21 protein-coding genes are annotated in these 21,441 nt (G+C 32.2%); 6 read left to right on the top strand and 15 right to left on the bottom strand.

What is annotated here, in order from left to right; translation table 11 throughout:
- Positions 1 to 40: 40 nt before the first annotated feature.
- Positions 41 to 1,810: a 1-deoxy-D-xylulose-5-phosphate synthase gene (dxs, locus tag C8N26_RS02130; RefSeq protein ID WP_120185819.1), complete on the bottom strand. Its 1,770-nt coding sequence runs from the start codon at positions 1,808 to 1,810 to the stop codon at positions 41 to 43.
- Positions 1,811 to 1,876: 66 nt separating this feature from the next.
- Between dxs and rsmI the strand changes: the two genes are divergently transcribed.
- Positions 1,877 to 2,548, top strand: a complete 672-nt coding sequence (gene rsmI / locus C8N26_RS02125; protein ID WP_120185818.1) for a 16S rRNA (cytidine(1402)-2'-O)-methyltransferase — start codon at positions 1,877 to 1,879, stop codon at positions 2,546 to 2,548.
- Positions 2,549 to 2,589: 41 nt separating this feature from the next.
- Here rsmI and C8N26_RS02120 read toward each other — a convergent pair whose 3' ends face one another.
- From C8N26_RS02120 to C8N26_RS02100, 5 genes are read right to left on the bottom strand one after another with little or no spacing between them, the layout of a single operon-like run.
- Positions 2,590 to 3,288: a hypothetical protein gene (locus C8N26_RS02120; RefSeq protein ID WP_120185817.1), complete on the bottom strand. Its 699-nt coding sequence runs from the start codon at positions 3,286 to 3,288 to the stop codon at positions 2,590 to 2,592.
- Complete coding sequence (locus tag C8N26_RS02115; protein WP_120185816.1) at positions 3,285 to 3,941, bottom strand: hypothetical protein; 657 nt, start codon at positions 3,939 to 3,941, stop codon at positions 3,285 to 3,287. The genes C8N26_RS02120 and C8N26_RS02115 overlap by 4 nt, the downstream gene beginning before the upstream one ends.
- A 5-nt stretch (positions 3,942 to 3,946) precedes the next feature.
- Positions 3,947 to 4,609, bottom strand: coding sequence for a hypothetical protein (locus C8N26_RS02110; RefSeq protein ID WP_120185815.1), 663 nt, complete (start codon positions 4,607 to 4,609; stop codon positions 3,947 to 3,949).
- A gap of 3 nt (positions 4,610 to 4,612) precedes the next feature.
- Positions 4,613 to 5,290 carry a hypothetical protein gene (locus C8N26_RS02105; RefSeq protein WP_028891516.1) on the bottom strand — a complete coding sequence of 226 codons (678 nt, stop codon included), beginning with the start codon at positions 5,288 to 5,290 and terminating at the stop codon, positions 4,613 to 4,615.
- Positions 5,291 to 5,301: 11 nt separating this feature from the next.
- Positions 5,302 to 5,640: a PadR family transcriptional regulator gene (locus C8N26_RS02100; RefSeq protein ID WP_028891515.1), complete on the bottom strand. Its 339-nt coding sequence runs from the start codon at positions 5,638 to 5,640 to the stop codon at positions 5,302 to 5,304.
- 146 nt (positions 5,641 to 5,786) lie between these two features.
- Between C8N26_RS02100 and C8N26_RS02095 the strand changes: the two genes are divergently transcribed.
- Positions 5,787 to 6,836: a ferredoxin--NADP reductase gene (locus C8N26_RS02095; RefSeq protein WP_028891514.1), complete on the top strand. Its 1,050-nt coding sequence runs from the start codon at positions 5,787 to 5,789 to the stop codon at positions 6,834 to 6,836.
- A 20-nt stretch (positions 6,837 to 6,856) separates the two neighbouring features.
- Positions 6,857 to 7,534, top strand: coding sequence for a LysE family translocator (locus C8N26_RS02090; RefSeq protein WP_028891513.1), 678 nt, complete (start codon positions 6,857 to 6,859; stop codon positions 7,532 to 7,534).
- A 94-nt stretch (positions 7,535 to 7,628) separates the two neighbouring features.
- On the opposite strand, the gene mgtE is transcribed toward C8N26_RS02090, so the two are convergent.
- The 5 genes from mgtE to C8N26_RS02065 form a co-directional block, all read right to left on the bottom strand.
- Positions 7,629 to 8,978: a magnesium transporter gene (gene mgtE, locus C8N26_RS02085; RefSeq protein ID WP_120185814.1), complete on the bottom strand. Its 1,350-nt coding sequence runs from the start codon at positions 8,976 to 8,978 to the stop codon at positions 7,629 to 7,631.
- A gap of 63 nt (positions 8,979 to 9,041) precedes the next feature.
- Positions 9,042 to 9,845 (bottom strand): 16S rRNA (adenine(1518)-N(6)/adenine(1519)-N(6))-dimethyltransferase RsmA, encoded by an 804-nt coding sequence (rsmA, locus tag C8N26_RS02080; RefSeq protein ID WP_028891511.1) that lies wholly within the window; start codon positions 9,843 to 9,845, stop codon positions 9,042 to 9,044.
- 12 nt (positions 9,846 to 9,857) lie between these two features.
- Positions 9,858 to 10,046, bottom strand: a complete 189-nt coding sequence (locus C8N26_RS02075) for a hypothetical protein (protein WP_120185813.1) — start codon at positions 10,044 to 10,046, stop codon at positions 9,858 to 9,860.
- Between the two features lies 1 nt (position 10,047).
- Entirely contained in the window at positions 10,048 to 10,377 is a 330-nt protein-coding gene (locus tag C8N26_RS02070; RefSeq protein WP_120185812.1) for a DUF4286 family protein, read from the bottom strand.
- 76 nt (positions 10,378 to 10,453) lie between these two features.
- Positions 10,454 to 12,232 (bottom strand): tetratricopeptide repeat protein, encoded by a 1,779-nt coding sequence (locus C8N26_RS02065; RefSeq protein WP_120185811.1) that lies wholly within the window; start codon positions 12,230 to 12,232, stop codon positions 10,454 to 10,456.
- Positions 12,233 to 12,353: 121 nt separating this feature from the next.
- Here C8N26_RS02065 and C8N26_RS13450 point away from each other — a divergent pair, with 121 nt between their 5' ends.
- Entirely contained in the window at positions 12,354 to 12,497 is a 144-nt protein-coding gene (locus tag C8N26_RS13450) for a hypothetical protein (RefSeq protein WP_166627718.1), read from the top strand.
- A 92-nt stretch (positions 12,498 to 12,589) separates the two neighbouring features.
- On the opposite strand, the gene serS is transcribed toward C8N26_RS13450, so the two are convergent.
- The gene (gene serS, locus C8N26_RS02060) at positions 12,590 to 13,864 is read right to left on the bottom strand and encodes a serine--tRNA ligase (RefSeq protein WP_120185810.1); all 1,275 of its coding nucleotides are present in this window, start codon (positions 13,862 to 13,864) and stop codon (positions 12,590 to 12,592) included.
- 55 nt (positions 13,865 to 13,919) lie between these two features.
- Complete coding sequence (locus C8N26_RS02055; RefSeq protein ID WP_120185809.1) at positions 13,920 to 14,855, bottom strand: bifunctional riboflavin kinase/FAD synthetase; 936 nt, start codon at positions 14,853 to 14,855, stop codon at positions 13,920 to 13,922.
- Positions 14,856 to 15,048: 193 nt separating this feature from the next.
- Between C8N26_RS02055 and C8N26_RS02050 the strand changes: the two genes are divergently transcribed.
- Both C8N26_RS02050 and C8N26_RS02045 read left to right on the top strand, forming a co-directional pair.
- Positions 15,049 to 17,874, top strand: a complete 2,826-nt coding sequence (locus tag C8N26_RS02050) for a TonB-dependent receptor (RefSeq protein ID WP_120185808.1) — start codon at positions 15,049 to 15,051, stop codon at positions 17,872 to 17,874.
- 11 nt (positions 17,875 to 17,885) lie between these two features.
- Entirely contained in the window at positions 17,886 to 19,523 is a 1,638-nt protein-coding gene (locus C8N26_RS02045) for an SGNH/GDSL hydrolase family protein (RefSeq protein ID WP_120186069.1), read from the top strand.
- Between the two features lie 31 nt (positions 19,524 to 19,554).
- Here C8N26_RS02045 and C8N26_RS02040 read toward each other — a convergent pair whose 3' ends face one another.
- Together C8N26_RS02040 and C8N26_RS02035 are read right to left on the bottom strand one after the other, a co-directional pair.
- On the bottom strand, positions 19,555 to 19,782 hold the full coding sequence (locus tag C8N26_RS02040) for a hypothetical protein (protein WP_120185807.1): 228 nt from the start codon (positions 19,780 to 19,782) through the stop codon (positions 19,555 to 19,557).
- Between the two features lie 90 nt (positions 19,783 to 19,872).
- Positions 19,873 to 21,420 (bottom strand): glycine--tRNA ligase, encoded by a 1,548-nt coding sequence (locus C8N26_RS02035; protein ID WP_120185806.1) that lies wholly within the window; start codon positions 21,418 to 21,420, stop codon positions 19,873 to 19,875.
- Between the last annotated feature and the right edge of the window lie 21 nt (positions 21,421 to 21,441).

Here is a 21,441-nt window from a genome sequence, read left to right as displayed (position 1 = left end):
TATAAAACATGAAAATAATTAGTCTTAAAAAAGATTCATTTTATAAAAAGTCTTGAATTGTTTCTTTAATAGAAGTAATATCTGTCTCACAAACTTCTTGTAATTGTTGAATAGTTCCGTGGTGTATAAACTCATCAGGAATTCCTAATAACTTGATTTTTCCTTGATAATTTACTTCGGAAGCATATTCTAAGACTGCACTTCCAAAACCACCTTTTACCGTACCATCTTCAATAGTGATAATTGTTTTAAATTTGTTGAAAATTATATTTAAAAGCTGGGTGTCTAACGGTTTTACAAAACGTAAGTCGTAATGTGCAATCGATTTGTTGTTTTCAAGCAAATTTATTGCTTCTGATGCATTATCAGCTATAGTTCCAATAGATAGCACTGCTATTTGTGTTCCTTCCTTTAAACAAGTCCCTTTTCCAATTTTTATGCTTTCAAAAGGAAGTTGCCATTGCTCTATTTTTCCCTTCCCTCTTGGGTAACGAATTGCAATCGGATGTTCCAAGCCTTGTTGGGCAGTAAACATGATGTTACGTAACTCAATTTCGTTGCGAGGAGCAAAGATAATTAGATTCGGAATGCAACGTAAATAAGCCAAATCAAAAACCCCATGGTGTGTTGCTCCGTCTTCACCTACCAATCCGGCTCTGTCTAAACAAAAAATTACAGGTAAGTTTTGTAAAGCTACATCATGAATTACTTGGTCGTAAGCGCGTTGTAAAAAAGTAGAGTATATGTTGCAAAACGGAATTAACCCTTGGGTAGCCATACCTGCAGCTAAGGTTACCGCATGTTGTTCAGCAATACCAACATCAAAAGTTCGGTCAGGAAAAGCTTCCAACATAAATTTTAACGAACTTCCTGTTAACATGGCTGGGGTGATTCCTACAATTTTTTCGTTTTGCTGTGCTAATTCAACAATGGTTTTACCAAAAACATCTTGATATTTTGTGTACTTGCTTTCTTCTTTTGGTAATACATCTCCAGAAATTTTATCAAACTTTCCCGGAGCATGGTATTTTACTTGATCTTGCTCTGCTTGTCGTAATCCTTTTCCTTTGGTAGTAATTACATGTAAAAACTTTGGTCCTTGAATGTTTTTTAAACGTTCTAGTTCCGATAATAATTCCTCAAAATTATGTCCATCAATAGGTCCAGAATAGTCAAAATTTAAGGCTTCAAAAATATTGTGTTGTTCAACTTCTAATCGTGGAGATTTAATTTTCGTTAAATAATCTTTTAAAGCACCTACGGATGGATCGATTCCAATCGCATTATCATTCAGAATAACCAACAAATTAGCATTAGTGTCTCCTGCATGATTCAAGGCTTCAAAAGCCATTCCGCTTGCAATAGAAGCATCACCAATCACCGCAATATGATGTTTATGAATACCTTGTAATTTCGAAGCAATTGCCATTCCTAAAGCTGCAGAAATAGCGGTAGATGAATGTCCTACACCAAAGGTGTCGTATTTGCTTTCAGATCGTTTTGGGAAACCTGAAATACCATCAAACTGACGATTAGTATGAAAAATGTCTTTTCTTCCTGTTAAAATTTTGTGTCCGTATGCTTGGTGTCCAACATCCCAAACCAATAAATCGTTAGGAGTATCAAACAGATAATGAAGTGCAATGGTTAGTTCTACCACACCTAAGCTTGCGCCTAAGTGTCCTTCTTTTGTTGCAACTACATCAATAATAAACTCACGCAATTCTTGGGCAAGTTGTGGTAATTTGTCTGATGTTAACTTACGTAAATCAGCAGGAATCTGAATGTGTTTCAATAGGTCGTTCGACATATAGCAAAAGTACAAAAAGGTAGAGATTCCTAACTTTTTAGACTAAAAACTTTGTAGTTTTGTTGTATGAGCAAATTGTACTTGGTACCTACACCGATTGGGAATTTAGAAGATATTACGCTAAGAGCGTTGAAAGTCTTAAAAGAAGTAGATTATATTTTAGCAGAAGATACGCGAACTAGCGGAAAACTATTAAAGCATTTTGATATTGCTACACCTATGCAATCGCATCATATGCACAACGAACACAAAACGGTAGAAACAATCGTAAAACGTTTACAAAGTGGAGAAACTTTTGCTCTGATTTCCGATGCTGGAACTCCTGCAATTTCCGATCCTGGTTTTTTATTGACAAGAGCATGTGTGCAAAATAATATTGAAGTAGAATGTTTACCTGGAGCAACTGCTTTTGTACCTGCATTGGTAAATTCTGGTTTACCGAATGATAAATTTGTGTTTGAAGGCTTTTTACCTGTAAAAAAGGGGCGTCAAACGCGTTTACAGTTCTTAGCTGAAGAAACTCGTACAATGATTTTTTATGAGAGTCCGCACAAACTATTAAAAACCTTGGCAAATTTTGCAGAATACTTTGGAGAGGAAAGGCAACTATCAGTTTCTAGAGAGTTGACAAAATTATTTGAAGAAACCAAGCGAGGAACTGTAAAAGAAGTACTATCATATTATACTGAAAAACCACCTAAAGGTGAAATTGTTATTGTTGTTGAAGGGAAGAAGTAGGTTAGATTGTTGGATCCTTGGATTTTTAGATTGTTGGATTTTTAATTGTTAGCAAATTTATATTCAGGATACTGTGCTTCGAGTAATTCTTCTGACTTTTTAGGGATTAACTCTAAAGTGATGTAAGAGACTAATATTAAAAGAACCGAAAAGACAGAAATAAGAAGTGTGAACTCTTTTCTATGCATCAGTTCTGCTAATCGAAAAATATTATACACATTACAAAAAAAGACAATAAAGTTAGAAGATGCCATTTTAAAAATGATATCTTCTAATAACCAGTTTTTACTAGTTTCTATTACTCGCTGCTTTTGTTGCTTGATTAAAAATTGACATCTAATTATTATAAAAAGGAAAAAGAAAACTTCTAAACTATAGAAGAAATACTTTCCATAATGTGGTATTTGGAATAAAAAATAAAAGATAAAAACAGAACTTACAGTTAAAATTATTTTAGGTAGCGTAAACCATTGTTTTAGGTAGCTCCAAATAATTTTTCTGTACTTTTTATTCATTTGTTTTTGTTTTTCTTCAACGACATTCATAAAACCAAACACACCAAATTTTTTAAATGAGGTATCTCGGGCTTGTTCGAAAGTCAGCGTTGGATTTTTCTCCCAAATTTGTTCAATATCGTTAGCTAGATGATCTACTAACTCGGTTTGTACATCATAATGCTCAACAAAATGTTGACGTGTAAACTTGTACAATTGTTCTATGTGTTGGTCGGTTAGTTTCATATCGCTAATTCTTTTTTCATTATTTCAATTTTTGTTATGGTTTTTTTACATAACCTATACCCTGAAAAAGACATTGTGTAATAAATTGGAATTAAAATTAACCACATTAAAATTTTATTTTCATATGAAGTATCTCTCATAAATTGAGGAATCATTTGAAGTATTAAAAACGAAAATGAAAAATAAAACATGCCATAAAGTAAGTTTGCAGATTTACCATATTTTTTAGTCCATGCTTTTATAGCAAAAACTAAATAAAAAATGATAGGGAAAAGAAAAAGAATAATATTAATCCTATCAAAAGTTTTGAAATTTAAATTTTTAGATAATAAATAATGGTTAAAACAAAAAGTGATTAAAAAGAATATATACTTGGCATTCTTTAAAAGGAGCAAAATTTCTTTATGAAATTGAGTTCTATATTTTCTATTTATATTTTTTAATGCTTCCTGATTAATATCAACCAGACTTTTGTCCCAATTAGCATTTTTTAATGCTCTTTGAAGCTCAGAATCAAAGTTTTTTGTATTAGCATTTCTTTCTATATCAGAAACAATATGGTCTAACATTTCAATACGGATATCCCAGTATTTTACACCGTCTTTAATTAATCGATTTTCGATATACTGTATTTGTTCTTTTGTTAATTCCATAGTAATCAAGCTAAATTTTTAAGGCGTTTTTGAATATTTGTTTTTTCATTTAGAAAGCACTTAAAGACTAAAAAATTAATAATTAGAGCTGTAAAGCATTTATATAGAAGAAAAGGTGAATAACTACCTTCACTAAAGATAGGGGTAATTCCAGGAAAGTGAAAAGAGACAATGTAGTTGAACATAAAAATGGATGCATAAGCATGAATAATTTTAATGGCACCAAATTTCTTTTTAAACTGATTAAACCTTATCGTAAAATAAAAGAAACTAAGAAAAAAAGAAACAAAGACAATTTCGCTGGCGTATTTTAGGTTAAAGTTTTCCAAGAGATTAATAGCAAATAAAAAGAGTAAAATAGCTATAAAGTTAATAGGTTTTATAGATTCTTTAAAAACAGCAACAAGTGTTCTTTTTATGTTAAACCAAAAAGCTTTTCTTTTTTGTTTTTTATAGCTTTCGAAGTATTCCTTTTTTCTGCTAAGCATATATTTTATGAAAGGAGTTTGAAAGCCATTATATTTAAAAAAAGCATTTATATCTTCAATGTTATTTTCAATTTCAGTAGCAATATGATCTACCATCTCAAATCGGATATCTATATATTCAATTCCTATTCCTTCTAAAAAGAGATCTATTTTTTGTATTTGTTCTTTTGTTAATTCCATAGCTTATACCAATACGTTAGGATACTGTTTTTTTATGGTTTGTTTATTTTGATAAAAGATATATTCACCAGACCAATAAAAAAGCAGTAATAAAACAAATATTCCTAAATGAATTAAATTATAATTGTTTTCAGTAAAACTTTGATCACTTCTGAAAGTAACACTACTGTTAAAAATGATAAAAAGAGAATTTATAAGATTTAAAAACATATCTGACTTGTTCAGAACAAGAAATTTATCTTTTTTACTTCCAATGTTAGTAGTTACACGAATGAACAATTGTGCTATAATTAAAAGACCAATTCCACTAAGTAAATTGAAGAAATGTTCTTTGTTTTCAAAGAGGTTCATTAATTCTTTAAGTAGATAAAAAATAGCAATTGTTATTATGAGTTTAGGTAATTTAAAAAATGATTTTAAGTGTAAAAAAGTCAGCTTATAAAAGCGTTTGTGAACAGTATCAGTTTTTGTTTTTAATAGTTTTTTAAATCCTTGGTCACTAAATTTTTTATGTTCTTCTATAATAGTTTTATGAATATCTAATTTAGGTTCTATTTCTAGGCGCTCTTCTAAAATTGAAGCAAAATGGTCTACTAATTCAGCTTTTACATCATAAAATTTAATACCACAAGCATTGATATAGTTGTCAATTTCTTGTATTTGTTCTTTTGTTAATTCCATAGCTAAAAAAATTACTCCAAACTAAACTTAGGGTTTACCAATTGTTGCATGGTATTCAAAAATTCTTGCATTTCTGAAAGACGATTTGCAGTTTCTTTTGTACCGTTTTCGGTAAGCTTATAATATTTACGTAAACGATTTCCAACCTTAGCAACTTCAACGTCTAACAAGCCTTCAGCTTCAAGTTTGTGTAGGGCAGGATACAAAGCCCCTTCTGTGATTTTTAATTCACCTTTGGTAAGTTCTTTTACTTTTTGCGTGATTTCATATCCGTACATTTTATCATTCTGAGCTAGTAGTTTCAAAATAATAGTTTGTAATGATCCTTTATATAATTTCTGATTTCCCATAAGTTCGAAATTTTACCTAAGAAACTTAGGTATGCAAATATACATAATTTTCTTATGTATAAAAATCTTAGGTATACTTTTTGTAAAAACCCTAACTTTTGTTCGTGCTGAGTTTCTTATTTTTGTAATCCTTATAAAATGAATAAATGTCTACATTTCACAAACTACGTATTGAAAAAATAATAAAAGAAACGACAGATGCTGTTTCTATCTTATTTGATGTACCTGCTGAGTTAGCAAGTAATTACACTTTTATTGCAGGACAATATATTACCATAAAAGCCAATTTAGATGATAAGGAGATAAGAAGAGCTTATTCTATTTGTGCTTCACCTAACAGTAAACAAATAAAAGTAGCGGTAAAAGCTGTTGATCATGGAAAATTTTCAACCTATGCTACTACGAAATTAAAAGAGAATACTTTTTTAGAAATTTCTGAACCTGAAGGAAAGTTTATTATTGAACCGCAAGCGCAAAAAAACTATTTAGCATTTGCAGCAGGAAGTGGTATAACACCAGTTTTATCAATGGTAAAAGCTGTGTTAGAAAATGAACCAACTTCAACAATTACCTTGGTTTTTGGAAACAAGAAAGCTGAGAGTACTATTTTTTACGATGAATTAAATGAGTTGGCTGAAAAGCATCCTTCTCAATTAAATTTGCACTATGTATTTAGCCAAGAGGTTAAAACTAATACTAAGTTTGGTAGAATTGACAAAGGACTTGTAAATTACTTTGTAAAGAATGTTCATAAAGATATTTCTTTTGATTCGGTGTACTTATGTGGGCCAGAAGAAATGATTCAAACAGTTTCTACTACACTTCAAGAAGATGGGTTTGATGAAAGAAATATCAATTTTGAATTGTTTACTGCAAGTGTTTCAGATGAGGAAGCGGCATTAAATATTCCTGATGGAAAATCTGAAATCACTGTACTATTAGATGATGAAGAGCATACTTTTATGATGGAGAAAACAGATACGGTTTTAGCAGCCTCTTTGCATCATAAATTAGACGCTCCTTATTCTTGTCAAGGAGGAGTTTGTAGCAGTTGTATTGCTAAAGTTACCGAAGGAGAAGCGGTAATGGCGAAAAACTCAATTTTAACAGACGAAGAATTAGAAGAAGGATTAATTCTTACTTGTCAAGCACATCCGACAACTCAGAAGATTGTGGTAGATTTTGACGATGTTTAGTAAGTCGTAACTTTATAATTATGGATTTCTACGATTTTAAAAATGCTTTTTTAGTAGGTGTTTTTATGGCTTTTATGATAGGGCCAGTGTTTTTTATGCTAATAAAAACAAGTATTTTAAAAGGTGCTCGAGCAGCTATTGCCTTTGATATAGGTGTAATTTTAGGAGATATTTCTTTTATGCTAATTGCCTACTTTGGAAGTAGAAGTTTGTTAGAAAAAATAAAAGACGATCCACGGTTATTTCTTATTGGCGGATTGGTGCTAATTGTTTACGGATTAATTACTTATTTAGATAAAAATAATAAGAAGGAAGTAGAAGCTCCTGATGTTGTTTTACCAGAAAGCAATAATTATCTAAAACTGTTGCTAAAAGGGTTCTTTTTAAACTTTATTAATATTGGAGTGTTGGCATTTTGGTTAGGGTTAATTGTGGTTATTGGTCCTACTTATGATATGAACCCTAAATACTTGGTTTGGTATTTTGGTACTGTAATAGCAGGATATGCCATTACCGATTTAGGAAAGATACTTTTAGCAAAACAATTAAAAAGCAGGTTAACCCCTTTGGTTATTTATCGTATAAAACGCGGAATGGGAGTATTACTTATTGTTTTCGGAGCTTTCCTGATGTTGAAAGGCTTTATTCCAGATGAAAAAATAGATAATTTGATTGAAAAAGTAGAATCTATAGATTAAACTACGGGCAAGATTGCTAAGTATTTAAGGGAGCTGTTTTTAATGTTTTTGATATATCCGTCTAACAATCAATTAATTGTTTATAATTCTGCGATTAAAAACCAATAATCATTTTGGCTATTGAAAAGTAAATTAGAATTCCAAAAATATCATTACTAGTTGTAATAAAAGGTCCTGTTGCAATAGCAGGATCTATTCCATATTTATCTAAAATTAACGGAATAGAGGTGCCAACCAAACCAGCGACAATAATAACTGAAAATAGAGAAGAAGCAATAGCTAAAGCTACCTGAAAATCTCCTTTAGTTATCCATACAAAAGAAAATAGTAAAACAGCTAGAATTGCACCATTAAGCATTGCTAATGAAATTTCTTTTAATAAACGATTCCAAATAGAACCTTTAATTCCATCGTTAGCTAAACCTTGTACAATAATTGCTGATGATTGTACACCTACATTACCAGCCATCGCCGCAATTAGCGGTGTAAATAAAAAGAGAATAGGACTTTTTTCCATAGCATCTTGAAAAACTCCCATAATACTAGCAGCACTTAGCCCTCCAACCATTCCTAAGAATAACCAAGGTAAACGTGCCTTGGTTAGGGCAAAAATACTATCTTCAGAATCTACGTCTTGGGTAATACCTGCGGCTAATTGGTAATCTTTTTCAGCCTCTTCTTTAATTACATCAACAATATCATCAATAGTAATTCTTCCTACTAAAACACCTAATTCATCAACAACAGGAATTGCTTCAAGGTCATATTTACTCATAATATTAGCAACTTCTTCTGCTTTATCATGAACATGAACAAAATCTACTTTAGGAATATAAACATCTGATATTTTAGCACGGGTAGACGCCATTAAAAGGTCTTTTAAAGACAAACGCCCTTTCAGCTTCCCTTCATCGTCTACTACGTAAATAGAGTGTACTCTGGTTACTTCTTCTGCTTGCAAACGCATTTTTTTAACACAGGTAAGTACATTCCAGTTTTCATTAACCTTTACAAGCTCTTTAGCCATTAATCCCCCAGCAGAATCTTCGTCGTAACGTAATAATTCAACAATTTCTTTGGCGTGTTCACGGTCTTCAATTTGTTGAATTACCTCTTGTTTACGCTCTTCTGGAAGTTCAGCGATGACATCGGCAGCATCATCGGTATCTAATTCATCAATTTCTTCGGCAATTTCTTTAGCAGAAAGTTGTTCAAGAATGTTTTCACGAACCTCCTCATCAACATCCATTAATACTTCTGAAGTGGTTTCACTGTCTAGTAATCGAATGATATATACAGCATCATCAAAAGACAATTCATCTAATACTTCTGCAATATCTGCATGGTGGAAGTCTGAGAAAAATTTAGAAAGCGATTTATCTTTCTGATTTTGTATAAGATCTTCTACGCGCTCTAGTAAGTCTTTCGTAATTTCTAATGCCATCGTTTACGATTTTAGCCGATAATAGAGAGTTGAATATTCTAAAACTAACTTAAAAATAAGCTTTTAACTATTGTCTTGAGCTATTTTTTGTGTCAATTCTATGAATTTTTGTACCGATAATTGCTCGGGACGCATCGCAAATATAGGTTCTTCTTTTAAGGTATCCGAAAGATTGAAAGATTTTAAACTAGAACGAAGCATTTTTCTTCGTTGATTAAAGGCAGTTTTTACCACTCTAAAAAACAATTTCTCATCTACAGGAAGCGTATAGTTTTCTTTTCTGATAAGTCTAATAACTCCAGAATCTACCTTTGGCGGTGGATTGAATACAGAAGGAGGAACTGTAAATAAATACTCAGCATCGTAAAAAGCTTGTGTTAATACTGATAATATTCCGTAAGTTTTACTCCCTTCTTTTTCAGCAATTCGTTGAGCAACTTCTTTTTGAAACATTCCTGAAAACTCTGGAACATACTCTCTGTTTTCAATCGCCTTAAAAACAATTTGTGATGAAATATTGTAAGGAAAGTTTCCTATAATAGCTACTTGTTGTTTGTTAAATATTTCTGTAAAGTCCTTTTTTAAGAAATCACCTTCAATGATATTAAATTTTTCTTTTGAGGTGTCTAGTTTAATATGTTCAACAGGAAAGGTGTCTTGTAAATAAACTACAGATTCCGAATCAAGTTCCATTACGGTAACTTTAGGCTTTTTTTCTAATAAATACTTTGTTAAAACCCCCATTCCAGGACCGATTTCTAATACATTTTCGTATCCGTTTTCGGTTAAAGTATCAGCTATTTTTTTTGCAATGTTTTCATCGTTCAAAAAATGCTGTCCTAAATGTTTTTTAGCTCTTACGGTCATTTTTTATTATATCTATTTGGTTGGTGGTTTTATTGTTAACGCTATAAATGTTAGTCCAAAACCTATCCCACTAATTACTCCACTAATGGTTTCCCAAGGGTTATTGTCATAAGTGTAATATCCCATAACTCCACCTAAAGTTGCTATGAGTATTCCTACTATGATAAGTAGTTTTTTCTTTTGATAGATTTTTTCTTGCATCTTAGTTGCTATTTACTGTAGGGTAAAACTCATTCACCACTTTCAGTTCTGTGCGGAATGCTAGCATTTTATCTGCAAACTTTTTTAATCCATCGTTGCGTAATTTGTCTGCACTATATTTATAATAGTTGTCCAAATCTTCACGAGTTCTTGCGGTATATTGAATAGAGTATGTAATTCCTCCCATTTCTTCTTCAACTAGTACTTGCGTCATTTTTGCACTGATAAAATGCCCCGTTGCTAACATTTCTGGGATATGGTTTTCAATCCAAATTAACCATTCGGCGTGGATACTTTCGTCTATATTTACGGTTACGTTGTATATGTACATCTTTTATAATTTAGTGAGAGATGAATTAATTTATTAAACAAGCTTTACTTGGTTGATAAACAATAAGATTGTTGCTTTAATTAACATCGTCTCCTCTTAGTTTTCTGAACTTTTTACGAGCTTCTACTAAATAGATGCTCGAAGGGTGGTCAAAAATAATCTTTTGATAGTATTCTTTAGCCTTTTCAGGGTTATTTAATTCGTTGTTGTATAATTCTGCCATGTAGTAATATACATCATCAACATAAATTCCTTTTTTATCTAAGGCTATGATTTTAGCATAATTTAAAATAGCTTCATCAAATAGCTTCTTTTTAATAAATAACTGAGCTTGTTTAAACAAGGCTTCGTCTTCAATAGCTTGTCCTCTATAAGTTGTAATAATTTCACTTAAAACAACAATAGCTTTGTCGTTTTTATTCTGAAAAGCTAACAAATCGGCTTTAGCATATTCTTTCAATCCAGAAGATATACTGTCTTTAGGTTCGTTGTCTGAAATAGTTAAAAACAGGTTTGCTGCATCGTTGGCAATAAGTTGAGATGCTGAACCTTTTAAAACTTTTAGTTGTGCTTTAGCCCATTTAAAATCATTTTTAAAGTAAGATGCTTGAGCTACTTTAAAACGAGCTTCTTGCCCAATATTATGATTTTTAAATGATGTTTGTACCTGTGAATAATAAATGAGGGCTTTATTGAATTTACCCATGTACACTAAAACATCTCCTAATTTTAGTTTTATAGAAGCTTTTATAAACCTTGAGTTAGAAAAATCTAAAGATTTTTGTAGAATAACTTCAGCTTCTTCAGGGGTGTTTTTGGTAAAGGTTAAATAATCGGCATAAGCTATTTGGGTGAATAATGTTTTTGAATTTATACCGTATTCTTTAAAAATAGCATCAAAACGTTGTTCTATGTCTGGTTGATTTGTATCTATAGCTATTCTCAGATTGTTGTTTATTGCAGCAAACTTATCTCTTGGATAATTGGTGTTTTCTATGATAAGATCAAAACATTCTTTCGCGGTTTCGTAGTCTTTATTTTCCAAAGCTAATTTACCAACTTCATTAATTCTATTTAAATTATCAGGATCTCTAGCAAATAATGCTTTGCTTTGAATAAGTGCTTTGCTGTATTGTTTTTGTCTAATAAATAACCAAGAAAGTAGATCGTTCCATATGTCTTTGGGGTTGCTTATAGATCTTTTTAATAAAGCTTTTTTGAACAGAATATTATTTTCATCCTCGCTATCATCAGTTAAGTATTTGCCAGCATAGCGTTTAACATTGTTGAGGTAGCCTTCGTTCTTATCAACCAAATCGATGTATGATTCGAACATTTGTTTAAAATCACCTTTCTCACCATAAATTTGAGCCATTTGAAAACCATAATTAGCTTTCGGATTTATATCCATTATCTTTTGAAAGGTTTCAATAGCCAAATCTAGTTTGCTATAATTTTTAAACATACCAGCAATTAAAGCCCCGTAATTAGCCTTGTTATTAATGGACTGTATTGCTAATTGATAGTGTTTGTTTGCAGTGTCTATTTTTTCTTGACGTTCAAAATTGTGACCAAGAACAACATGTAGGTATGCTAAATTTGGTTTTTCTTTTAACTTTTGAAAAAGAAGATCTTCAGCTACTGTAAATTGTTCAGTTTCTTGGTAGCAAGTAATTAATCTTTCTAAATAAGTAGTATTATAAGGACTTTGGTTGTATAACTCTTTATATAACTGAATTGCTTTTTCATATTCATTATTTCTAAAATAATTTTCAGCAATGATAAATTCGTTTTGCTGTGCGTGACAAAACAAACTAAATATCAGTAAATTAAATAGAATAACGGCTCTTTTCATTTATCAAAAATACTGAACATAATTGTTAAAATACTATTAAAAGAGGTGCTTTTTTGAAAAGGATTGTAACATTTTGGCACGAACTTTGTCTTATTAGTAAAACAACTAAACAATGTAAATTATGAAAAACTTTACTACACAATACGAGATAGCAAAGCAGAATGCAAATGAGTTTATGAGAAAAGGTCAAATAACTCAATATTTTGAAGCACTGCTAGAAATGAATAAATACAAGAGATTAATGGTAGCGGTAGTTGCCAACTAAACATATTTTTTTTCAATGGGGATTGATTAATTAAAAATCCCAAGTCTCGTAATTGAGGCTTGGGATTTTTTCATTTTTATATTGAAGATTGATTAATCAATCATATCAAAACCACAGTAAGGAACCAATACTTCAGGAATTTTAATTCCGTTTTCAGTTTGATAGTTCTCTAAAATACCAGCAAGCACACGAGGTAAAGCTAAAGAACTTCCATTTAAAGTGTGTACTAATTGACTTTTTCCTTCTTTATTTTTAAAACGTAACTTTAAGCGATTTGCTTGAAAAGTTTCAAAGTTTGAAGCAGAACTAATTTCTAACCAACGCTCTTGAGCGGTTGAATATAATTCGAAATCGAACGTTAAAGCAGAAGTAAATCCTGTATCACCCCCACATAAACGTAAAATACGATATGGTAATTTTAATTCACGTAAAATTTCTTTAATGTGTTCTACCATTCCGTTTAAAGCATTGTATGAATTGTCAGGATGCTCAACACGAACAATTTCTACTTTATCAAATTGGTGTAAACGATTTAATCCGCGAACATGTGCTCCGTAGCTTCCAGCTTCACGACGAAAACAAGGAGTGTAACCAGTTACTGTAATTGGTAAATCACTTTCTTGTACGATTTCATCTCTAAACATATTTGTTACTGGAACTTCTGCCGTTGGAATTAAGTATAAGTTATCACCAGTTACGTGGTACATTTGTCCTTCTTTATCAGGTAACTGACCCGTACCAAAACCTGAAGCTTCATTTACTAAATGAGGAACTTGTACTTCATTGTAACCTGCAGCCGTATTTTTATCTAAAAAATAGTTTATTAAAGCACGTTGTAAACGAGCCCCTTTCCCTTTATATACAGGAAAACCAGCACCTGTAATTTTTGCACCCAAATCAAAATCGATGATGTCGTATTTCTTAGCTAATTCCCAATGAGGTAATGCGTTTTCTCCTAAATCAGGAATAATTCCTTCTTTAAATACTTCTTCATTGTCCTCTTCATTTTTCCCAGCTTTTACTGAAGCATGCGGAATGTTAGGAATTTGGTATAACAATTCGTTTAACTTATCAGCAGCAGAGTTTAATTCTTCTGTTAATTGTTTAGATTGCTCCTTTAATTCACCTGTTTTTGTTTTAAGTTGATTTGCTTCTTCAACTTTACCAGACTTAAAAAGACCTCCAATCTCTTTGGATATTTTGTTCGATTCAGCTAAAACATTATCTAAAGAAACTTGTGTAGCTCTACGCGTCTCATCAGCAGTTAATACTTCTTCAATAATTGTTTCGGCATCAGCAAAATTACGTTTTGCTAATCCGTCTAAAACAGTTTGTTTGTTTTCTCTAATAAACTGAACCTGTAACATCTTTTTAATTTTTTAAGAAAAGCAAAGATAAAAGATGCGACAGACTTAAGCAATGCTAGAGGCTAATTGTTTTAAGGTAGTTTAAAGAAGTTTCTTTGTCTTTTTTGAGTTGTGATATTAAATCAGGAACAGAATCGAACTTTTGTTCGTCTCTTAAGAAGTATAACAATTCAATAGTTAACTCTTTGTCATATAAGTTTTGATTGAAATCGAAAAAGTGAACTTCAATGGTTTGATACTCGCCATCAACAGTAGGACGATTCCCAATATTCATCATTCCGTAAACAGAATTATTTTCTATGGTAGATTTTACAACATAAACGCCTGTTTTAGGAATCAATTTATAATCTTCAGGAACATCAATATTAGCTGTTGGAAACCCTATTTTTCCACCTAACTGTTTTCCGTTCACTACTTTTCCTGTAAGAGAAAAATTATATCCTAAATAGTTGTTGGCGGTTTTTAAATGTCCTTCAGAAAGCGCTTTTCTAATTTTAGTTGAGCTTACCGAAACTTCGTCAATATCTTGAGCAGGAATTTCTTCCACTATAAAATCGTATAAATGCGAATATTCGGTTAGTTGTTCAATGTTTCCTTCTCTGTTTTTTCCGAAGTGATGATCATAACCGATAATTAATTTAGAAATGTTAAGTTGATTCACTAGAACATCTCGAACAAAATCTAAAGCAGTAAGTCTTGAAAATTCTTTACTAAAAGGGTGAATAATTAAATAGTCTAACCCCAATTTTTCAAGATGTTGTGCACGTTCCTCAATCGTATTAATCAATTTGATAGAAATGTCTTTTTGTAACACCATTCTAGGATGTGGAAAAAAGGTAAGTAATACTGATTTTTTTCCACTAGACTTTGCTTCATGCACTAGTTTTTCAATAATCTTTTGATGCCCAATGTGCACGCCATCGAAAGTACCAATGGTAACTATTGTTTTTTGAGTAGGGGTGAAGTCAAAAATAGAATGTGTAATTTCCAAGGTTACGAATAAATTTAGGCAAAAATACAATTTGTATAAGAGGATAAATAATATTTCAAGAATAAAATCTAAAATTCAGATTTAGTAAAAAAAATATCTAATAATTTAATAAAATAGTAAAAAAGAACGCGGTATATTTCGTAAATGAAAAAAAATTGTATTTTGCAAAGCAGTTAACAAATTATTTTACATTATGATGAAAAAACTATTACTTGTTGCATTTGTGCTATTTGGCACGGCAATAATGGTTGCTCAAACTACCATTACAGGTACAGTTAAAGATGTATCTTTAGGTGAACCTATTCCAGGAGCAAACATTAAGGTTTCAAGAAAAGCAGTAGGGACTTCTACTGATTTTGACGGTAAGTTTACAATGACAGTAACAGATAACCCGCCGTTTACTATTGAAATATCTTCTTTAGGGTATCAAACACAAACAGTTGAAATAACTAAAAACAATCAAGTTGTTGAGGTTAGTTTAACCGAAAATGCTACTTCATTAGATGAGGTGGTAGTATCAGCTTCTAGAACTCCAGAACGTGTTATGGAATCACCTGTAACAATTGAGCGTTTTGATATTAGAGAAATTAAAAATACTTCAGCTCCATCTTTTTATGACGGTTTAGAAAACTTAAAAGGAGTTGATATTAATACAAGTAGTTTAACATTTAAATCTGTTAACACTCGTGGTTTTGCTGCATTTGCAAATGAGCGTTTTGTTCAGTTAGTAGATGGTATGGATAACTCTTCACCTGCATTAAACTTTTCATTAGGAAATTTATTAGGATTGTCTGAATTAGATGTGAAGAGTGTAGAGATTTTACCAGGAGCAGCTTCTGCATTATATGGTGCCAATGCATTTAACGGTATTATGTTAATGCGTAGTAAAAACCCATTTAACGAGCAAGGAATTAGTGCAGTAGTTAAAAGTGGCTTAACAAGTCAAGAAGCAGCAGGAGATAATAAGTTTTACGATGTTAGTATGCGTATGGCTCATACATTTAACGACTATTTCGCAGCTAAAGCAACCATTTCTTACCTAAAAGGAGAAGAGTGGCACGCAACAGATTATAGAAATACATCAGGAGTTGGTGGTACATACAAAGCAGGTTTTAGAAGAGAAGGAGATGCAGACTCTGCCATTGATTATGACGGTGTAAACGTTTACGGAGATGAAGTAGGAACAAATATAAGAACAGCTTCAGGTTTAGGGATTATTCCAGACGTGAGAGTTACTAGAACAGGTTATAACGAAGTTGACTTGATGAGTAATGAAGCAAAAAGCATGAAGTTTGGAGGAGCATTACATTTCCGCCCTTTAGGAAATGACCGTGTAGAAATTATTTGGAATTCTAAATTCGGTAGAGGAAATACTATATATCAAGGACAAAATAGATATAATATAGCTAACTTCTTTATGGAGCAACATAAGTTAGAGGTTAGAGGTAAAAACTTCTTTGTAAGAGGATATTATACAGGTGAAGACGCAGGAGATTCTTACGATACGCGTTTTACAGCAATCAACTTAAACAAGCAATGGAAATCTAATGAAGATTGGTTCGGAGATTATATTCAAACCTATGCAGATATTATGTTAGCTGGAAATCCACAAGGATTGTCTGAGAAACAAATGCATCAAGCAGCAAGAGAAGCAGCAGATACTGGGCGTTATATTCCAGGAACACCTGAGTTTAAAGCAGCTTTTGATAAAGTTACTAGTGATCCAGATTTAAAAACAGGATCTAAATTTAAAGACAATACACAATTGTATCATGTGGATGGTAACTTAAATTTACGTGATTATATCGACTGGGCAGAAGTACAAGTAGGAGGTTCTTACAGACAGTATAGCTTAAATTCATTTGGGACAATTTATACAGATAATGATGGACCAATTGATTATGATGAATTTGGTGTATATACACAAATTCAAAAGAAAATGATAGATGATCGTTTAAAGTTAACTGCATCTGCACGTTATGATAAAGCAATGAATTTTGATGGAAATGTTTCACCTCGTTTATCGTTAGCGTATGCGGCAGGAGAAATGAAAAACCATAACTTCAGAGCATCTTTCCAAACAGGTTTCCGTAATCCAACAACACAAGACCAATATATTGGTTTAGATACAGGAGGAGGAACTTTAATAGGTACAGCCGAAGATAACTTAGATAGATTTACCTCTGCACCAATAGATTTAAGTCCAACAGGAGCAGCAATCTTAGGTTCAACTACAACTACATATACGGGTAGAGATGCATATACTAATGCTTTTTCTGCAAAATCAATTGATGAAGGAACATATCAAAAGTCAAATTTTGATTTAGTAAAACCTGAAAAAGTAACATCTTTTGAAGTAGGGTATCGTGGAGCAATCTCAACAGGAGAAAATAAATTAGGTATTGATTTAAGTGCTTACTATAACGATTATAATGATTTTATTTCTGTTAAAAACATAGCAGTTCCTTTTTACGGAAAAGTAGGAAGTACAGAGCCAAGTGGTATTCCAAATGTAACACAAGGAGAATTAGCTTTATTAGCTTTACAAAATGGAGATTATGCAGGTGTAGGTTTTAGAACAAACTCTACTGCAGATATTAGCTCATACGGTTTAGGATTAGGCTTAAGCACAAAAGTTCTTAACGGATTTGATCTTGGATTAAACTATACATGGTCTAAGCTTGATTTTGACCAAGCTTCAGATCCAGATTTTGAAGCAGGGTTTAATACGCCAGAGCATAAAGTTAAATTACAATTTGGACACACAAGTTTATTTGAAAACTTCGGATTCAATGTTAACTTACGTTGGCAAGATGAATTTTATTGGGAGTCATCTTTCTTAGAAGGAACAATTGAAGACAGAACAGTTCTTGATGCTCAAGTTAACTACTCTATTCCATCAATTAAATCAATATTCAAAGTAGGAGGTTCTAACTTAACAGGAAAAGAATACTTAAGTGCTCCAGGAGTAGGAGCTGTTGGTTCTCAATACTACATTTCATGGACTATCAACAACTAAAAAAAGAAACAATGAAAAACACAATAAAATATACTTTTTTATCTGCGTTATTTTTAGGTTTTGCTGCCTGTGATGTAGATAATACCTTACCAGAAATTAAAGCAGAAGCAGAAGTAGAAAATAATATAGCTCTAAGTGCGGGAAGTGTAGATTTTTCTAATTATATCGCAGTGGGAGGTTCTTTTACAGCTGGGTATTCAGACGGAGCTTTGTTCAAGATTGGGCAACAACATTCTTTTCCAAATATTTTAGCAAGCAAATTTGCTATGGTAGGAGGTGGAGATTTTAACCAGCCTTTAATGGAAGACAATGTTGGTGGAATGATTCATCCAGTAACAGGTGAAGTTGTTTTAGATCCAAGATATTATTTTGATGCTACAACAGGGTTACCAACAGGGCTTGATAAAACACCAACAACTATAGCGGGTTATCCAGCAACAAATGCAACAAGTTTTAGTAACTATGGAATTCCAGGAGTAAAAAGTTTTCACTTTTTAGCCCCAGGTTATGGTAGCTCTGCTGGGTTACAGGTAGAACCAGCTACAGCGAATCCTTATTTTGTTAGAATGAGTCCTGCTCAATCTACTTTATTAGCTGAAATAGCATCTAAACAACCAACTTTTTTCACTTTATCTGAAATAGGGGGGAATGATGTGTTAGATTATGCTGTTGCAGGAGGTGCTGCTGGAGAAATCACTCCGCAACCAGTTTTCGAGCAAGTATTTGGCGCTATTATTAATACTTTAGCACCAACTTCAGATGCTAAAGGAGTAGTAGCAAATTTACCTTATATTACAACATTACCACATTTTACAACTGTGCCTTACGCACCATTAGACCCTTCAAATGAAGAATTTGCAGCGCAGATACCAGTGTTAAATAATGTTTTTGGAGCAATTAATGGAGCTTTCGAATTCTTAGGGGTATCAGAGCGTTCAATAGTTTTTGCAACAGATGCAGCGAGTGCAGTAGTTATTAAAGATGAGTCTTTACCATATATTGGAGAAGAAATGATACAGGTTTTTTTAGGGAGTCCTACTTTTCCTTCTTTTGTAGCAAGCTTTGGCTTACCAACAGATAATACTACTTTGCAAAAAGTTGCAGGATTGTTAGGAGCTTATTATGGGCAAGCAAGACAAGCAACAGAAGCAGATTTATTAGTGTTACCAAGTAGTGCTATAATAGGTGAGGTTAATACTGATTCAGTTGGTTTTTTAATGTCTCAAGGTTTACCACAACAGTTAGCGGGAATGTTTTCTGTAGAAGGTATTTCTCTGCCTCTTGGAGATAAGTGGGTATTAACTCCACAAGAACAAGCAGAAATCAAAACAGCTACAGATGGATACAATGCTACAATAAAAGCAATGGCGGAAGCAAAGGGATTGGCTTTTGTTGATTTGAAAGCCCTTTTAGAAAAAGCTTCAACTACAGGTTTAGAGTTTGGAGACTATAACTTAAATACGAGTTTAGCAACTGGAGGTTTAGTGAGTTTAGATGGAATTCATTTAACTGCTAGAGGATATGCCTTAATGGCTAACCAAATGTTATTAGCTATTGATAAAACATATGGTTCTAATTTTAAAGATGCTAAAGATGGTTTAGCAAAAGCAGTAGATTACCCAACAAACTACTCACCTATGTTACAATAAAAAGAAATTGTATAAATGAAAAAGCTGAGGATTAATCCTCAGCTTTTTTTTTGTTCTTATCAGAATTAATAATGTATTTTTTATACTTACCATCTTTGTATCTATAGTATATAAATATAGGCATTAATACAAAAGACATGTATAAAACGCCTAAGCCCATTACAACTTGACCTTTGGGGTGTTCAGTGTTTAAAAGGTAGGCTCCAACAATTATCCATAGTAAAAAAATGACAAATAATATTTTAAGTAATGTTTTCATCTGTTCTTTTCGTTTGAAATAGTTTTCTAATGCAAAAATAAAAATCCTAAACGGTTAGGCTTAGGATTTTTGTTTTATAGTTTTAAAAGACTATACTTCCATTTTTTGTAACCAAGAACGTACATTTACCTCTTGATTAATAATGTTGCTTAATTCTTCTATTTTAACACGTTTTTGCTCCATTGTATCTCTATGACGAATAGTAACAGTATTGTCTTCTAAAGTGTCATGATCAACAGTAATACAGAAAGGAGTTCCTGCAGCATCTTGACGACGATATCTTCTACCTACAGCGTCTTTGTCATCATAAGAAACATTGAAATCCCATTTTAAATCATCTACAATTTTACGAGCTATTTCTGGTAATCCGTCTTTTTTAACTAATGGTAAAATAGCCGCTTTAGTCGGTGCTAAAACAGCAGGTAATTTTAATACTGTTCTAGTAGTACCGTTTTCTAATTCTTCTTCTTGTAAAGAGTTAGAGAAAACAGCTAAGAACATTCTGTCTAAACCGATAGAAGTTTCTACTACGTATGGTACATAGTTTTTGTTTTCTTCAGGATCAAAATATTGTAATTTCTTTCCAGAAAATTCTTCATGTGCTTTTAAATCAAAGTCGGTACGCGAGTGAATTCCTTCTAATTCTTTAAATCCGAATGGAAATTTAAACTCAATATCAGCAGCAGCATCGGCATAATGCGCTAATTTTTCATGGTCATGAAAGCGATAGTTGTCAGCACCCATTCCTAATGACAAATGCCATTTTAAACGTGTTTCTTTCCATTTTTCGTACCATTCTTTTTGAGTTCCTGGTTTTACAAAAAACTGCATTTCCATTTGCTCAAATTCACGCATTCTAAATATAAACTGACGTGCAACAATTTCGTTACGGAAGGCTTTACCTGTTTGTGCAATTCCGAAAGGAATTTTCATACGTCCAGTTTTTTGTACGTTTAAGAAATTTACAAAAATTCCTTGAGCCGTTTCAGGACGTAAATATACTTGCATAGCGCTATCTGCAGAAGCTCCTAATTGAGTGCCAAACATTAAGTTGAATTGCTTTACTTCTGTCCAGTTTTTAGAACCAGTTAACGGATCAGCAATTTCTAACTCTTCAATTAAGGCTTTTACATCAGCTAAATCTTCATTTTCTAATGATTTAGCTAATCGGCTAAGAATAGTGTCAATTTTTTCTTGATAACCTAAAACTCTTCCGTTTGTTGATATAAACTCTTCTTTGTTGAAAGCATCACCAAAACGTTTTGCAGCCTTGGCTACTTCTTTATCAATTTTAGCTTCAATTTTAGCACAGTAATCTTCTACTAAAACATCAGCTCTATATCGTTTTTTTGAGTCTTTATTGTCAATTAATGGATCGTTAAAAGCATCGACGTGACCAGAAGCTTTCCAAGTAGTTGGATGCATTAATATTGAAGCATCAATACCTACAATATTTTCATGCATTTGCACCATTGCTTTCCACCAATAGTTTCGAATATTTTTCTTTAACTCTACTCCGTTTTGAGCATAATCATATACCGCACTTAATCCGTCATAAATTTCAGATGATTGGAATACATAACCATATTCTTTAGCGTGCGATAAAACTTTTTTAAATTGATCTTCTTGTTTTGCCATATTGCAAAAATAGAATAAGGA

The organism is Tenacibaculum lutimaris (genome assembly GCF_003610735.1).
Taxonomy (GTDB): domain Bacteria; phylum Bacteroidota; class Bacteroidia; order Flavobacteriales; family Flavobacteriaceae; genus Polaribacter; species Polaribacter lutimaris.
The sequence above is the reverse complement of the archived record's forward strand: the minus strand, read 5'-3'. Positions and strand labels throughout refer to the sequence as shown.